This is a genomic window from Alteromonas sp. ABM1_013, assembly GCF_056160505.1.
Genome location: NZ_JBSWXH010000006.1, coordinates 129,981 through 146,070, shown reverse-complemented (window position 1 = coordinate 146,070; position 16,090 = coordinate 129,981). Strand labels below are relative to the sequence as shown.

General features: G+C 45.7%; 15 protein-coding genes. 2 read left to right on the top strand and 13 right to left on the bottom strand.

The genetic code is table 11. The features are described 5' to 3' along the window. Nucleotides 1–167 precede the first annotated feature (167 nt). Nucleotides 168–998: a mechanosensitive ion channel family protein gene (locus tag ACXAGK_RS17840; RefSeq protein ID WP_474857273.1), complete on the top strand. Its 831-nt coding sequence runs from the start codon at nucleotides 168–170 to the stop codon at nucleotides 996–998. A 91-nt stretch (nucleotides 999–1,089) separates the two neighbouring features. Here the strand turns inward: ACXAGK_RS17840 and ACXAGK_RS17835 are convergent, their stop codons facing one another. The 12 genes from ACXAGK_RS17835 to gmk all read right to left on the bottom strand — a co-directional run bounded on the left by ACXAGK_RS17835 (nucleotide 1,090) and on the right by gmk (nucleotide 13,833). Further along, nucleotides 1,090–2,130 carry an ABC transporter ATP-binding protein gene (locus ACXAGK_RS17835; RefSeq protein ID WP_474802959.1) on the bottom strand — a complete coding sequence of 347 codons (1,041 nt, stop codon included), beginning with the start codon at nucleotides 2,128–2,130 and terminating at the stop codon, nucleotides 1,090–1,092. Beyond that, complete coding sequence (locus ACXAGK_RS17830; RefSeq protein ID WP_474802961.1) at nucleotides 2,130–3,653, bottom strand: ABC transporter permease; 1,524 nt, start codon at nucleotides 3,651–3,653, stop codon at nucleotides 2,130–2,132. The genes ACXAGK_RS17835 and ACXAGK_RS17830 overlap by 1 nt, the downstream gene beginning before the upstream one ends. Further along, on the bottom strand, nucleotides 3,650–4,684 hold the full coding sequence (locus ACXAGK_RS17825; RefSeq protein WP_474857272.1) for an extracellular solute-binding protein: 1,035 nt from the start codon (nucleotides 4,682–4,684) through the stop codon (nucleotides 3,650–3,652). Before ACXAGK_RS17825 ends, ACXAGK_RS17830 begins: the two co-directional genes overlap by 4 nt. Nucleotides 4,685–4,693: 9 nt before the next feature. Then, nucleotides 4,694–5,503, bottom strand: coding sequence for a hypothetical protein (locus tag ACXAGK_RS17820; protein WP_474802966.1), 810 nt, complete (start codon nucleotides 5,501–5,503; stop codon nucleotides 4,694–4,696). Nucleotides 5,504–5,844: 341 nt separating this feature from the next. Further along, nucleotides 5,845–6,318 carry a peroxiredoxin gene (locus tag ACXAGK_RS17815; RefSeq protein WP_269917564.1) on the bottom strand — a complete coding sequence of 158 codons (474 nt, stop codon included), beginning with the start codon at nucleotides 6,316–6,318 and terminating at the stop codon, nucleotides 5,845–5,847. A 1-nt stretch (nucleotide 6,319) separates the two neighbouring features. Continuing rightward, entirely contained in the window at nucleotides 6,320–7,120 is an 801-nt protein-coding gene (locus tag ACXAGK_RS17810; protein ID WP_474857271.1) for a class I SAM-dependent methyltransferase, read from the bottom strand. Continuing rightward, nucleotides 7,113–9,185, bottom strand: coding sequence for an ATP-dependent DNA helicase RecG (gene recG / locus ACXAGK_RS17805; protein WP_474857270.1), 2,073 nt, complete (start codon nucleotides 9,183–9,185; stop codon nucleotides 7,113–7,115). The genes ACXAGK_RS17810 and recG overlap by 8 nt, the downstream gene beginning before the upstream one ends. Before the next feature lie 188 nt (nucleotides 9,186–9,373). Next, nucleotides 9,374–10,081, bottom strand: a complete 708-nt coding sequence (gene trmH, locus ACXAGK_RS17800) for a tRNA (guanosine(18)-2'-O)-methyltransferase TrmH (RefSeq protein WP_474857269.1) — start codon at nucleotides 10,079–10,081, stop codon at nucleotides 9,374–9,376. Nucleotides 10,082–10,084: 3 nt separating this feature from the next. Continuing rightward, nucleotides 10,085–10,471: a RidA family protein gene (locus ACXAGK_RS17795; protein ID WP_025257011.1), complete on the bottom strand. Its 387-nt coding sequence runs from the start codon at nucleotides 10,469–10,471 to the stop codon at nucleotides 10,085–10,087. Between the two features lie 24 nt (nucleotides 10,472–10,495). Continuing rightward, the gene (spoT, locus tag ACXAGK_RS17790; protein WP_474857268.1) at nucleotides 10,496–12,607 is read right to left on the bottom strand and encodes a bifunctional GTP diphosphokinase/guanosine-3',5'-bis pyrophosphate 3'-pyrophosphohydrolase; all 2,112 of its coding nucleotides are present in this window, start codon (nucleotides 12,605–12,607) and stop codon (nucleotides 10,496–10,498) included. Between the two features lie 141 nt (nucleotides 12,608–12,748). Next, nucleotides 12,749–13,021: a DNA-directed RNA polymerase subunit omega gene (gene rpoZ / locus ACXAGK_RS17785; protein ID WP_015065914.1), complete on the bottom strand. Its 273-nt coding sequence runs from the start codon at nucleotides 13,019–13,021 to the stop codon at nucleotides 12,749–12,751. Between the two features lie 170 nt (nucleotides 13,022–13,191). Beyond that, nucleotides 13,192–13,833 (bottom strand): guanylate kinase, encoded by a 642-nt coding sequence (gene gmk, locus ACXAGK_RS17780; protein WP_179981966.1) that lies wholly within the window; start codon nucleotides 13,831–13,833, stop codon nucleotides 13,192–13,194. A 277-nt stretch (nucleotides 13,834–14,110) separates the two neighbouring features. Here gmk and ACXAGK_RS17775 point away from each other — a divergent pair, with 277 nt between their 5' ends. Next, nucleotides 14,111–14,782: an alpha/beta hydrolase gene (locus ACXAGK_RS17775; RefSeq protein WP_474857267.1), complete on the top strand. Its 672-nt coding sequence runs from the start codon at nucleotides 14,111–14,113 to the stop codon at nucleotides 14,780–14,782. 163 nt (nucleotides 14,783–14,945) lie between these two features. Here ACXAGK_RS17775 and ACXAGK_RS17770 read toward each other — a convergent pair whose 3' ends face one another. Continuing rightward, nucleotides 14,946–16,007 (bottom strand): GGDEF domain-containing protein, encoded by a 1,062-nt coding sequence (locus tag ACXAGK_RS17770; RefSeq protein WP_474857266.1) that lies wholly within the window; start codon nucleotides 16,005–16,007, stop codon nucleotides 14,946–14,948. Nucleotides 16,008–16,090 lie beyond the last annotated feature (83 nt).

Genomic DNA, 16,090 nt, shown 5'->3' with positions numbered 1-16,090 from the left:
ATCTAGTTCTTTAGTAGAAAATCATGGGTTTTAATACTTTTTAACAATACTAAAAGATTTTTAATTCGCCTATAACTACGCACCAGAATTGAGGTGCAACTCAATTTGAACGAACAAACGAACAAAACAAGCAGTAACTACTTCACAAATTACAGAGGATTGTATCCATGGAAGAGTTCTTAGCATCACTCGATATTAATGAGTACCTGCCTGCCGCATTAGCTTGGGCTATCAATATACTTCTAGCCTTGGCCATTCTAATTATTGGTCTTTGGGTAGCGAGTAAGGTGTATAACGCTATCGTCGCCATTGCGAATAGCCACCCTCAACTTGATGACACCCTTTTTAAGTTCTTTGGTAGCGTAGCGCGCTATACCATTCTTGCTTTTGTTGGCATAGCGGTACTTAATCGCTTTGGTGTACAAACAGCATCTATTATTGCGCTGTTAGGTGCCGCAGGTTTAGCGATAGGCTTAGCACTTCAAGGTACACTATCTAACTTGGCTGCAGGCGTCATGCTACTTATCTTCCGCCCCTATAAAGTAAATGACTTTGTCGATGCTGCGGGTAAGTTCGGTAAAGTAACTGAAATCGACTTATTTACTACTATTTTGCAAACCTTCGATAATAAGCAAATTATCATTCCAAACAGCCAAATTTGGGGCGAGCAAATTGTTAATCACTCTCATCATGAAATTCGCGGTGTAGATATGACCTTTGGTATTGCCTATAACGAAAACATTGATGCCGCTCGTGCCGTTATCGATAAAGTGTTGGCAGACCACCCGCACGTACTTAAAGACCCAGCACCATTTGTTGAAGTGTCTACTCTTAACGATAGCTCAGTAGACTTTATTGTGCGTCCATTCTGTCACGGTGAACACTACTTCGACATCCTGTTCTCAGTGCCAGAGCAGGTTAAGAAAGCGCTAGATGAAGCGAATATCGAGATTCCGTTCCCGCACCGTAAAGTGATTGTGGTAAACGAAAACGCATAGCGCGCAGGTAACAAATAACGTCCTAATAAGCAAAAGGGCAGCCAATTGGCTGCCCTTTTTATGTTCTGGTTTTAGTCAGTTATGAACCGACTTATGCCTTATCTTTTTTAGGAAACACCGCCAAGGGGTGCGTAGTAATTAACTGAACGAACGCTCGAGTATTTGGCTTAATGGCATTTTCATGACTTACTCGTACTTTAAGTTCATCGCCGCTGTCTAGCATAACTGCATAAAGTCTGCTTTCGCCCTCATAGCGCACCCACTCTACCGTACAGTTAGTTTCGCTGTGAGCTGCATCTAAACTTAAATCGTCAGGGCGTACGAGCAAATCTACATTGCCGTTAGCACCTTGAAGCGGCGTTCCAGGCACCTTGCCAATTTCAGTAACGACCGTTTTGTCTGTATTTACTTCGCTAGCATCAAAGGTTGCACTTAAGAAGCTTGCTTCACCCATAAAGCGCGCCACAAATCGGCTAGCTGGCGAAGAGTAGCAGGCTTCAGGTGTGTCTAGTTGCTCCAACACGCCTTTGTTTAATATGCCCACTCTATCACCAACACTTAACGCTTCTTCCTGATCGTGGGTTACCCAAATTGCAGGCACGCCCGCCTTTTTAAGCGCATCGCGAATTTCCCAACGCAAGCTGTCTTTTAGTGCTGCATCTAGATTTGAAAGGGGCTCGTCTAGCAGGACAAAAGAAGGTTCGTGCGCAAGGGTTCTTGCTAGCGCAACACGCTGCTTTTGCCCACCGGAAAGACGTGCAGGTTTAGCATCGCGGAAATTATCTAGGCCTAATAATTTAAGCCAATGGTCGGCAAGCTTAGTGTCTTTTAATCGAAAGCATACGTTTTGCTGAACAGTAAGATGGGGAAACAGCGCGAAGTCTTGGAACACCATGCCCACGTTACGCTTTTCAGGCGGCACGTGTTTGCTTGCTGTACTTTCCCAATTACCTAGGCTCATTGCGCCTTCTGAAATAGGGATAAGCCCTGCCAATGCCTGCAAAATAGTCGTTTTACCGCAGCCAGTTGGCCCCACCAACATCAGGATTTCGTCTTGCCCAAGCTCAAGATTTAACTTGTCGACAACGCGGGTAGACCCATAATTCACTGACAAATTACTTACACTAAGCATTACGAACGATCATCCTCGGTAACGGTAAACTGGGCTTTTCTTTCGCCCGACAGCATGAGAATTAATCCCACACCAGATAATAAAACAAGTAGAAGGCCAGGTACGGCAGCACGTCCAAAGTAACCCGCCTCGTAAACACGCCACATGTAAGTGGCTAAGGTTTCAAAACCTGTAGGCCCCAACATCAGCGTGGCAGGCAGCTCACGCATGGCTTCTAAAAATACTAAAGCAGCCCCTGCAATCATACCACGAAGGGTAAGCGGCAGCGTAACCCGTATAAAGGCTTCCCTTGGGCTAGCACCAAGTACGCGGGCAGCTTTAACCAACCCCGAATCTATATTCTCGGCGGTACTTCTAACACTTCCCACCGCAAGAGGAATAAAACGCAGTACATAGGCCATAACCAATAAACTTAAAGTTTGATACAGCGCAGGTAAGTACTTAAGGCCCACGTACACCAGCGCTGTTCCCATAACTATACCTGGTACACCAAAGCCGAAATAAGTAATACGCTCCATAAAGCGGCCAGCTTTGCCTGCAATAGCCGCGTGAGCAACCGGAATGGCAAGAAGCACGGCCACAATCGCGGCAATAAATGACGCATGGGCTGAATTCCATGCATAGCTTAATTCAAAGCCACCTGTGCCCTCTCGCACTAACCACAGCGTGAAAATAGCTAGGGGAAGTACAATAGCCATAAATACAACGGGCATGGTCGCAAGCAACATTAGGTTGCGCTGCCAGCGTGCAGGAAATAAAGATAAGTGCTTTCCTGGGCGCTCTTGTGCCCCACCTATTCGGCTTTCTATAAACAGAATAAGCCCAACAATCACCATAAGCTGCAGACTTAGCATGGCCGCCTGGCTCAAACCAAAAGCGTTATATTCAACAAAGATAACGCGGGTAAAGGTGTCGAAGCCCATTATTGCGGGTGTGCCAAAATCAGATAACGCGTAAAGCGCAGCAAGAAGTGCCCCCGCAGCAACGCTGTTTACTACGCGCGGTAGCACCACACGCCATAAGCTAGCACCTAACGACAGACCTAGCGTACGCGCCGCGTTAACTAAGCTTGCATCTAAACTCAACAGGCTCGAGCGTGTTGTCATCATTACAAAGGGATAGGTGTATAGGCTCATGACCAACGCCGAGCCCCACAAGCCGCTAATAGGGGGTGTGCTAATTCCTAGAACGTTTTCAATCTCTCCACCAATACCAAATGAGAAGTACATGGCGAATGCGCCAATATAGCTAGGCAACGCCAGTGGCGCAGCCAACAAGATAAGCCAGAACCGCTTGAACGGCATTTGCACATAGGCGGTTAAAAAGGCAAGGGGTACACCAATAAGCACCGAACCAATGATGGTAAGTACTACCAATGAAATAGTATTGCCTAGTACACGAAGGTTATGGGTATCGAAAAGCTGGGCACTATCTTGAGCTAAAGAAAACAAAACGCCGACGGGCAATAAAGCCATCAGCGCAATAAGTAGTGCCAGTGGATACGACTTTGGCCAGTTTGTCACAGTACGCCAACTTCCCTCATAAGGTTAAGTGTTGGGCGTAAATCAGCCAGTTTACGAAGGTCCATTTCAGGTGGCGAAAGCGTGCTTAAATCCGCCAAGCCTTGTGGTGGTTCAACCCCTTGAACCAAAGGTATTTCATATGCCTCGCGAGCAAGGTAAGACTGTACTTCGTGCGACAGCAGATACCGGATAAAGTTAACCGGTAAGTCACCGTCGCTTAATGCCACAATGCCAGACGCATTAACCAAGCAACCTGCATCGCCTTTGCTGTAAGCAAGGGCCACATTTGCGTTTGGTTTACCCGATTTAAGGCGAAGAGTGTAGTAGTGATTGGCAAAACCAATATCTACTTCGCCACGTTCAACGCCCATCACTACACCAAGTTCACCCGCATACTTTTTCGAATGCTTATTAATGCCTTTAAGCCATGATTTAGTGGCTTTATCGCCTTCCAAAATACGCATGGCGGTGACGAAAGACTGAAATGATGAATAAGCCGGTGCCCAGCCCACTTTCAAATCGCTATCAGCTAACGCCATCACGCTTTCCGGAATTTGTTCGGGCTTAACGCGCTCTGTGTTATACGGCAGTGTACGCACTCGCCCAGTTACCGGTGACCAGCTAGGGTACTGAAAATCTTCGCGAAGCTGCGAACGCAAGTCATCAGGCAATGGCTTTGCAGCGCCAGCATCAGTAACAACGCCAATAGAACCGGTGTCTACAGCCCAAAACAAATCAGCGCGTTTAACGCCCGCTCTTGTTTCAGCAACAATGGTATTTGCCAGTGCTGCTGAGCCGCCGCGTCTAACTTTTAGGTTCAACTTGGGGTTGCGCTTTTCAATGGCTTTTAGAACATTCTCATACAGACCGCCTTCGCCACGCCCTAAATAGAGTGTGAGATCACCTTCTAATTTAGGCAAAGACTCTACTGACACACTGCCAGTTTGGGTCATAGCGTGGGCAAAACTAAACGGCAAACCAGTTAATGCACCGGCTGCAGCTAAGCCTTGTAAGAATGTTCTACGTTGCATACCCCTTCCTTAAAATACGTCTTTACGACTTTGTTCTACTTCAACTAGCAGTGTACGAGCGCGATCAAGTTTAGCCTGCATAGACTCTACTACTTTGCGTACTGCATCTACGCCAGTATCTTTCGAAATGGCTTGCGGAAGCGTTACGTTAAAATCTTTTTCTAGGTCTTCAACCAAGGCTGCGTCTTTTGCAATCAAGTCACCCTCTACACCTTCAAAACGTTGAAGGTAGGTGTCGTGCACTAGTGTTGTTGCAACCTCGTGAAGCTGCTCTGCATATTTAGCAACAACGCGATCAAGACGTGTTTTGATATCGTCGATAACTTCAGGCCCTGTAGTCGGCTCTTTTTCAGTGGTTTGAACCTTGCCTACCAGACCTTTCTTCTGATATTGAGACGCAAGTTTAACTGCGCCTAGCGCCTGCCACAAGGCATGATTTAGCTTCTCTTGCTCTACGCGCACGTCAGAAACTGGCTTACCTTCATCAATAGCTACCTTTACACCATAAATACCTTGCCAAATAGAAGCATAGATAGGCACGTACTGGGTTTCGATAGCTGAGTGGAAGTCTACTTCTTCCCAATACTCAATTAGCGCGTCGGTTTTAAGCGATTTATCTTTTGCTTCATACGCATCAACAACACTGCCAAATTTACTTTCTAACCAATGTACTTCTTCGGTGTATTCACCAATATGCGCATGCAAGTTGTTTACGTGATCACCAATGGCACCGTTAGCAAGCGCCTGTGAAGAAAACATCGAAAAAGTAACGGCCGAAGCCATTACTAAAGCACTTATTTTTTTCAGTGTTATTGTCATATTTTTTCCTAAAACGTTTGTCTTTTCTCGCAAATGATACTTATTATCATTAATCAAGTAAAGGTAACTAAACGAGGCTACACGCTAAGTAACGCAGTACATGAACCTTTAATTTCACTGCATTTTCAACGCACAATGATGCAATTAAGTTCATTAACCCTCGCTGAACACTTTGATATTCAACGCAATTTGCAAAACGCTAGATCATAATTGGGTTACATTTTAATGAAAATAGCGACCAAGTATACGCATATATAAATTAATGAATATTCACAAAAGACTAAACGAAAAAAGCCCGCAACAATTGTTGCGGGCTTTGAGTATTTAACGCCTTTTAAAAATTAAAGGCTATCTAACATGGTTTGGGCATCGCTTACATCGAAACGACCAGGGTCTTCAACGTTTAGCTTTTTAACTTCGCCATCTTCTACAAGCATAGAATAACGAAGCGAACGTAAGCCACCGAAGTTACCTGTACTCATGTCTAAGCCAATTTGCTTGGTAAAGAAACCATTACCGTCGGCTAGCATGGTAATTTCTTCTGCATTGTTTGCTTTACCCCACGCATCCATAACGAATGCATCGTTCACACTTAGGCAAATAATACTATCAACACCTTTTGCCTTAAGCTTATCAGCAAGCGCTACATAGCCTGGCAAATGTGCTTGTGAGCAAGTAGGTGTAAAAGCGCCGGGTACAGCGAATAGTACAACGCGCTTTTCTGAAAACAGTTCGTTCGTTCCTGGGTTAGTTATTTCGCCATTTACTAAAAGGCTAAAATCTACTTCAGGCAAAGTGCCCCCAACTTGTATCATGCTACTCTCCTAGATTTTTTTGACACAAATACACATCAAATCTGTGTTTTTTGCTTTCAATAGCCATTGATGCTTTTATTCCTGCCAGCACATCTGCACTGTTTGGGCGTTTAACCACTACCCGGTGCGTAGCTAGCTCTAGTGCTGGCGGTAACAGCGCATCTGCGTCTGGGTCATGACCAAGCAGTTGCTGAAACAGCCGCATTTCCTTTTTCACCAAGGCTGACTTCTTTTTATGTGGGAACATGGGATCTAGATAAATAGCGTTCACATTCTCACCAGTGAAGTATTGCATTACCTCAGCGCTATTTCCATGTTGAAGCGACATTTTAGCTGCAAGTTCTGGAAAACTAAGTGCTAATCTGCGAATACCATCTTCAAGTAAGGCGGCAACCACAGGCGATCGCTCTATCATTGTGACCTTGCAGCCAACGCTTACCAAAACAAAGGCATCACGACCTAGCCCAGGCGTTGCATCTACCACATGCCACGCTTCATTACCTTTAAGGCCAATGGCTTTGACAATAGGCTCTTTGCGCCCGCCACCGTGCTGTTTGCGATACAAACTAGCTGGCGAAGCAAAATCTACCTCTACAGGGTTCAGTTTTTTCTCGCCCGCGTCAGCAAGACCCAGCACACCATTTTGCACCTGTAAGTACAAGCCTTCGACGGGCTTTTCACTGCTACTAACAACAGGAAAGCCCCATTTTTCGCTAATTGCGCTAATTAGCCCAGCGTCTTCACTATTTGCGTTAGCGCTGTTGCCGTTATCGCAATCAATCAAAGGCACACTTTTAAGCATGACCGTATTGCTCCTTATGCCCTATCCATCTATTGATGATTGCTTGGGCGTGAGACGGGTATTTGTCCCAAAGGGTATAGGCAATTTCCTGAACCTTAGGGATAAGCGCAGCGTCGCGAACCAAATCTGCTATTTTAAGCTCCGCCATTCCGGTTTGTTTCGTCCCCATAAATTCACCTGGGCCACGAATTTCTAAATCACGCTGTGCAATATAAAAACCGTCGTTAGACTCACGCAATACGCCTAGGCGCTGAGTAGCGGTTTTCGATAGCGGGCTTTGGTACATAAGTACACACTGACTTTCTACCGCACCACGCCCTACTCGGCCTCTTAGCTGGTGAAGCTGTGCTAATCCCAATCGTTCAGGGTTTTCAATGATCATGATGCTGGCATTAGGTACGTCTACGCCTACTTCAATAACGGTAGTCGCTACCAGTAAGTCCAGCTTACCGTCTTTGAAGTCAGCCATAACCTGCGCTTTTTCCGCAGGTTTTAACCGCCCGTGTACCAAACCAACGTGTAAGTCTGGCAATGCGGTACGCAGGGTAACTGCGGCATCTTCTGCTGCCTGACATTCCAACACTTCCGACTCATCAATAAGCGTACACACCCAATAGGCCTGTCTGCCGTTGTCTTTACAGGCCTGACGCACTCGCTCTATCACATCGGCCCTGCGTGTATCTGGTAGCACAACAGTTTGTACCGGTGTTCTGCCCGGCGGCAGTTCGTCTATGACCGAGGTGTCTAAATCGGCATAGGCTGTCATGGCCAGCGTTCTTGGAATAGGCGTAGCCGTCATGATCAGCTGATGAGGATAGCGACCTTGCTGTTCACCCTTATCACGAAGGGCCAAGCGCTGATGTACACCAAAGCGGTGCTGCTCATCCACAATAACCAACGCTAGCTGCTGGTAGTTCACGCTCTCTTGGAAAATAGCGTGAGTACCCACCAACATTTGAATGTCTCCGGCTTCTAAGCGAGCTAAAACTTCATTGCGGGCTTTACCCTTTAGCTTTCCCGCAAGCCAGCCGACTTCAATACCAAGTGGTTCCAACCAACCACGAAAGTTATTCGCGTGCTGTTCTGCCAACAGCTCAGTAGGTGCCATTAATGCTACTTGATGCCCTGCACCAATGGCTGATAGCGCTGCCAGTGCAGCAACCAAGGTTTTGCCCGAGCCTACGTCCCCTTGTACAAGGCGCATCATAGGCCGAGGGTGCTGCATATCTTTTTGAATGTCTTGTACTACTCTAGCCTGTGCACCCGTTGGTGAAAACGGCAGCTGAGCGAGCATTTTATCGATAAGCGGCTGATTCACACTAATAGGAATACCTGGCTGTGCGTCAGATAGCTTGCGTACTTTAAGCACGCTTAGGTGATGTGACAGAAGCTCTTCTAATATCAAACGATACTGAGCAGGATGGAGCCCTTCTTCCATTTCGTGTACATCTACATCGGGTGGCGGGCGGTGCACCAAATGAAGGGCTTCGTTTAAGCTAATTTGCTCGTGGTAAATACCCTCTGGCAGTAGGTCGGCCAGCGCACCTTTATCTAGAAGTTTTAAGGCCTGGTCGGTCAAGTTGCGGAGGGTTAACTGTTTTACACCGTCTGTGGTGGGGTAAACCGGCGTCAATGATTCTTCTGTGGGCGGCGCGTCTTCGTCCACTAGCTTAAATTCAGGGTGCATCATTTCAATGCCCCACTTGCCAGTACGCACTTCACCGAAACAGCGTACCGTGTTGCCCGGTGTCATAATTGACCGCTGTACGGCGCCAAAGTGGAAAAAGCGTAGGGTTATAGTACCTGTGCCATCACTCAGCTTCACCACTAGCATGCGTTTTTTGCCGTACTGAATGTCGGCGCTCATTACCTCGCCCTGCACGCTTACATGGGTAAACGGGCGGCACTCAGCCACACTGTAAATACGGGTTCTGTCTTCGTAGCGATGAGGAAGGTGAAACAGTATATCTTGAAGGGTAAACAAGCCTATTTTATTAAGTTTTTCTGCCACCTTTGCACCCACGCCTTTAAGCGCAGTTATGGGTGTAGTGGCCAGTGCTTGCATCAAACGACATCCTTCTTTTTAAACATAAATGGCTTAACCTTTAAAAAGGCACAAGCTGGTGTTATTCAACATGTTATAGGAAAAGAAGTGTAAAGGATTGTTGAGAGGTTGGCGAGTACGCTTTAGGCCAGTTTTTTACGCTGGCCTATACAAAGGAGACAGTAAAAGCAAAACTTGTACATTAGTTCTTAGTCGGCTTCTAGCGCGTTAGCTTCCGCCTTAGTAATTTGCATTTCTCGCCACCAACTATCGTCAGCATCCACTTCACCTATAGCGTTAATAGCAGGCAGTGGCAAACCTTTGCGTTGGCATAGTTTGTACAAGCGAGGATAACCGTTTTGAAATGCCAAAGCCTGACATTCTTCTTCCGGCAACTGCTGTGTATTGTACATACCCGCAATAGTGCGCTGGCGCTGTGCTTCATAAAGAACCAAAGCTGCGGCTACCGATACATTTAGCGACTGCACCATGCCCATCATGGGAATAACGATGTCTTGATCGGCAATGGCTTTCGCCTCATCAGAGGCACCATACTTTTCCTGACCAAACAAAATTGCGGTAGGTTTGGTGTAATCGACATCACGAAAATCGACCGCGGTGTCAGATAAATGGGTAACCAACACCTGCATGCCTTGGCCTTTTAATTCAGCCATCGCATCACTAATACCATCGTGGTTGGTTTGGCGCACCCATTGCTGGCTGCCCATAGCCGTACCACGGCGAAACTGGTATTTCTTTTCCCACACGGTGTGAACGCGATGAATGCCTACTGCGTCACAAGTTCTTACTATTGCCGAAACATTATGAGGCTTGTGTACATTTTCAAGGCATACCGTTAAATCGGTTTGTCTTTTTTCCAACACATCTCTAATGCGCTGGTAACGCTCAGGTGACATGGCTTACTCCGGCAGTTCCATTACACCATCAATTTCAATTTGTGCACCTTTAGGCAATGCAGACACCTGAACGGCAGCGCGCGCTGGGTAAGGCTTATTGAAGTAACGGCTCATAATTTCATTCACCGTTGCAAAGTGACCTAGGTCAATAAGAAAGATGTTCACTTTCACCAGGTCGTTTGTGGTGCCGCCAGCAGCGTCACACACCGCTTTAATGTTTTCAAAAACTTGTACCGCTTGAGCTTCAAAGTCGTCAGAAACCATTTCCATGGTTTCAGCAACCAATGGAATTTGGCCTGAAAGATAAACAGTAGTACCTGCTTTAACCGCTTGGCTGTAAGTACCAATAGCAGCAGGAGCCTTATCGGTCTGAATAATAGACTTAGACATAGTAGTTCCTAAATATTTGAGTAATTAGTGTCGTGATTGACTATGACGAGACACTTTTTGAACTTCCGGCATGGTGCGTATTTTCTTCATTACTCGCGCCAAGTGCACACGGTTGTGCGTGGTAAGTTCTAGGTCGATAAAGTAGATATTACTCTCTTTTTCTTCAGTTTGCAGACCAATGATGTTGGAATCGCACCCTGAAATAGTGTTCGTTAATGTTGCCAGTGTGCCCTGATGGTTTATCAGTTCTATACGCAGAGACGCTTTGAATTCACCTTGCGGGTTGTCATCCCATTGCATGGGTAGCACGCGCTGAGGCTCTTCACGGGTAAGCTTGCGAATATTGTTACAGCCAGTTTGGTGAATGGTCATACCGCGGCCTGGGCTTAATACCGCTACAATCTCATCATCAGGTATAGGGTGACAACAGCGAGAATAGTGAACAAGCAGGCCTTCTGTGCCACGAATGGCTACATTACCTTTCTTATCTGATAAGTCTGTTGTGCTCTCACCTAACAAACGGCGAGCCACGATAGCACTTAGTTCGTTACCTAAGCCGATATCTACTAACAAATCGTCAAAATTTGCGTGCTTGGTTTCTGCCACCACACGTTCAATATCTGCATTAGGAATATCATCTAACTTCACTGCACCTAATGCATGACGAAGTAGACGGTTACCCATGTTCACGGCTTCTTGAGAATGCTGCTTACGCAGATACTGACGAATACGGGTACGTGCGCGAGCACTCACTACAAAGTTCAGCCAGTTCGCATTCGGCTTCGCTTTTGGCGAGGTAATAATTTCTACGGTTTGGCCGTTTTCAAGGGGCTTGCTTAAGCTAAAGTTTCTGCGCTCTACGCGCACACCTACGCAGGTATTGCCTACATCAGAGTGCACAGCATACGCAAAGTCGACAGCGGTTGCGCCCATTGGCAATTCGATAATTCGCCCGTCTGGTGTAAACACGTAAATTTCATCAGGGAACAGGTCAGTCTTAACCGATTCTATGAATTCAAAGGATGAACTGGCTGACTGCTGAAGTTCAAGCAAGCTTTGCATCCACTTGCGTGCACGTAGCTGTGCAGTAGTGCCGTTATCGCCTGGCTCTTTATAAAGCCAGTGGGCAGCCACCCCTTTATCTGCCATTTGGTCCATTTCCTGGGTACGAATTTGAATTTCAACAGGAATGCCGTGCGGGCCAATTAATGACGTATGTAAAGACTGATAACCGTTGGTGCGCGGAATAGCAATATAGTCTTTAAAACGATTTTCAATTGGCTTGTATAAACCATGCATAGCGCCAAGCGCGCGATAGCAGTTATCTACTGATTTAACCACGATACGAAACGCATAAATATCCATTACCTCGTTGAACATGAGTTCTTTGTTTTTCATTTTTCGGTAAATGGAATACAGGTGCTTCTCGCGGCCTAGTACATCAGATTCTATCTCGTAGGCATCAAGGCGCGTGTTAAGCTCTTCGCGAATATTCTCGATGATTTCTTTACGATTGCCACGTGCCTGACGTACGGCAGATTTCAATGCGCGATGGCGCATCGGGTACATGGCCTGGAAACCTAAATCTTCAAGCTCATTTTTAATATCGTGAATACCCAAACGGTGGGCAATAGGTGCATATATTTCTAGCGTTTCGCGTGCGATACGACGGCGCTTATCTGGTCGAAGCGAGCCCAGCGTGCGCATATTGTGAGTGCGGTCGGCAAGTTTAATAAGAATAACCCTGATGTCTTGCACCATGGCCATCATCATTTTGCGGAAGTTTTCCGCCTGCGCTTCTTGTTTAGTGCTAAAGGCAAGTTTATCTAGCTTACTAACACCTTCAACCAGTTCGGCAACAGTTTCACCAAACGCTTCAGCCAAATCTTCTTTGCTGTAATGGGTATCTTCAATAACATCGTGAAGAAGCGCCGCCATGATCGTTTCATGATCAAGGTGCATGTCGGCAAGAATACCCGCAACGGCAACAGGGTGAGTAATGTACGGGTCGCCGCTTGAACGCATTTGCCCATCGTGAGCATCTTGAGCTAGCACAAAAGAATCCTGAACCAACTGAACACGCTCTGCTGGCAAGTACTCTACAACTTTCTGCTTTAAACCTTCAAACAAATACACAGTGAAGCGTTACCCTTATATACCTAGACACCTTAAGAATACGTTTAATTGTGCAATAAGCCAATACACCAAAAGCAAAGCGCCAGTGCTTTTTTCAAAGCACTGGCGCCAAAATATCGATAAAACCGTTAAAAAGAGGTCTTATTGATCAGATAAAATATTTGCTACTGATGCAAATTCAGCATGTTCTTGTTGTTCTTGAGCTTGAAGTTCTGCTTGTTCAAGCGTTGCAGCAGTTACAAAACCTTCTTCAATTTCACGAAGTGCTGTAACAGTTGGCTTGTCGTTTTGAACGTCAACCATAGGATCTTTGCCTTCAGTGGCAATTTGACGTGCACGGCGTGCAGCAACAAGCACTAGGTCAAAGCGGTTACCAATTTTATCTACGGCATCTTCTACAGTTACGCGAGCCATGTATTTCTCCGAAAATTAGGTTGAGCAAGTTATTCAAAAAACGGCCGCGTAGTATACACAGATACGTAGCGCGATCCTAGCATTTTGTTTGAAATTAAAGCACTCAGATCGTGCAAGATATACAGCGATCGGGATCAGTTTTAAACAAAACGCTTATTGTTTGGTTAAGCTTACGCGCTACCGAGCAATTCGTCCAATAGCACTTGATGACGCATTTGCTGTTTTACTGTTCGTAAACGCTGCGCTGTCACAATGGCTTCTAAGTCACTCAATGCAGTCGCAAAATCATCGTTAATGATCACGCTATCAAACTCACTAAAGTGAGACATCTCTGCTACTGCTTGTGCCATACGCCCCGCAATGACTTCTTCACTGTCCTGACCGCGGTTGTTTAAGCGCTGCTCTAATACATCGAGTGACGGTGGAAGAATGAAAATGCCGCATGTGTCTGGCATAAGCTTTTTGACTTGGCGAGCGCCCTGCCAGTCAATATCTAAAAACACATCAATACCGCGATGCAATGTTTGCTCGATAGTCACACGGGATGTACCGTAATAATTGCCAAACACTTCTGCGTACTCAAAAAATACGCCTTGTTCGATAAGTGCTTCAAACTGTTCTCGGCTTACAAAATGGTAATGCACACCGTCGACTTCACCCGGCCGCGGTTGACGTGTGGTATGAGACACAGACACCTGCATAGGCGTGGCTGCATTGCCTTCATACTTTTCCATTAGTGCCTTGATAAGGCTTGATTTTCCTGCTCCTGAAGGAGCAGCAAGAATAAATAAATTACCGAGTAGTGAAGCCATAGGATATTAAAATTCTATCAAAATGTGGTGATTTCAAGCGGCAATGATAGCATATGAAGCCATTGCGCCGTAACTGCGATTATCTGGTTTATCCATTGATGGTACATACTCTTTAGTCGCAGACCGGTGTTAGTAAAATAAATAACAATAATAATTTTCCAAGAGTTATGGGGTCAGAGTCGTGACTCTGACCCCACCATTCTTGGGAAGACAGAGATTGCCCGTGAGAAAGGATAACCATTGGTGATAAAGCAACAACAAAACTAGGAAATAAAGAATGACTCAGCAACTTCTGCCGTGCGTAGAGATAAACCCATCCACTACGCCTGATGCCTGCGTTATCTGGCTACATGGTTTAGGCGATTCCGGCCACGGGTTTGCGCCTATCGTGCCTGAACTTAAACTTCCCGAATCAATGGCGGTCAAATTTCTCTTTCCCCATGCACCTGAGCGCCCCGTAACCATTAACGGTGGCATGCGTATGCGAGCATGGTACGACATCAAATCATTAGACTTTGAAAGTCGTGCCGATTTAGAAGGCGTGAAAGAGTCTGCTGCACAAGTAGAAGCACTTATTGAAGCGCAAATTGAAAGTGGTATTCCCAGTGAACGCATAGTGCTTGCTGGATTTTCTCAAGGCGGTGTTATTGCGCTTCACTTAGCGCCTCGATATGACCGTAAGTTTGCTGGCGTTATCGCGCTATCAACCTACATGTGTGAGCCATCGCTACTTGCAAGTGAGGCAACAGACACCAACCGTGAAACGCCTATTATGATGGCCCACGGTGACCAGGACGAAGTGGTACCGGTATTTATGGGCAACGCGGCATTTAAAACGATAAATGAGAGCGGTTTTAACGCTACTTGGCAGACGTATACAATGCAGCATAATGTCTGCATGCAAGAACTAAACGATATCAGCGCTTGGCTTCAGAAGGTTTTAAACTAACTTTTACGATGCCTTACTCAACAATGCCATACCCAGTGTGATAGCTAGCTACAGGGCTAATTATCGCACTGCGTCAAGCAGCTTTTCGGCTATTACCATTAGATTTACTCGTCTCCGCTATACTTGGCATTAAGACAAAAAGCAGAAACTCTCATACGTAGCGCTATTCAGCAACGCGGTTTCTGCCCCCATTTTTTGCTTTATATAGGTTGTCGTCAGCCTGCTTTAAGCTAGCGTGTAGTTTGTCATCGGTAAGTGCGGTAGCTACACCAAAACTGGCAGTAATCTTGTGATTGATATCCCCTTCTATAAATGGGCTTTCTTCAACAACCGTTCTCATTTTTTCCGCAAGTTTTACGCCTTGGCTCAACGGCGCCAAAGGAAAGAGGACTAAAAACTCTTCACCACCGGTGCGCGCAATGACATCAGATGCTCTAACTGCACCTTTGATAACGGTAGTGAAGTGGATTAGTACCTCATCACCGATATCATGCCCATAGGAGTCGTTTATTTTTTTGAAGTGGTCTATATCGACAACCACTGCGGTAAGGGGGAAATAGGCACCAGGGTCTTTCATGGCACGTTCAAAAAAGACAGTTTCTAAAAATCGTCTATTCGGTAACTTGGTGAGTGGATCAGTATTTGCCTGTTTCATCCGCTCTAAGTTTTCACGCAGCATTTCTTTTCGACTTTTGTGCCAAAAATTTTCGCCAATAAAAGCAACGCAAATAAAACAGAATGTAGCGATCAAGAACCGTGAAACATGCTCATCAGGGTATTTAGCAACAATAGTGTCTTGGTTGTAGAGCATATAAATCGACAGCACCATGGTGACAGCAACATAGACCATGGCAGGCTTGAATCGCACCACTATTATTTGTACGAAAAGCAAAGGAAAAATGAAGTACAGTCCAGTGTTATTCAGCCCGCCGGTATAAATCAAGGCATTGATGGTAAAAAGAACAATAAGCCCTGCAAAATAATAGAACACATCACTTTTGGGGAAAATATGTGAAAGCGCAACGTTAAGGTAAATAACGGTTGCGGATGTAGCTAATACACTAACCAACAATGGGTTGTTGGTACCAAAATTGAGCCACGCCATAAATGCGATTATGGTGCCACCAACATAGGAAATAAAATACAACGTCAGTTTGCGTCTTTTTACTTCAGCTTCGTCTTGTTGTGCGTTTCTTAGTAATTGACCAATTGGCGTGTTGTCCATCTAACAACTCTACTCCCCGAATTTATAAGCAGACACTTCATCCAACTACAGCATAGACGTATATGTGCACAAAAACCAAATAG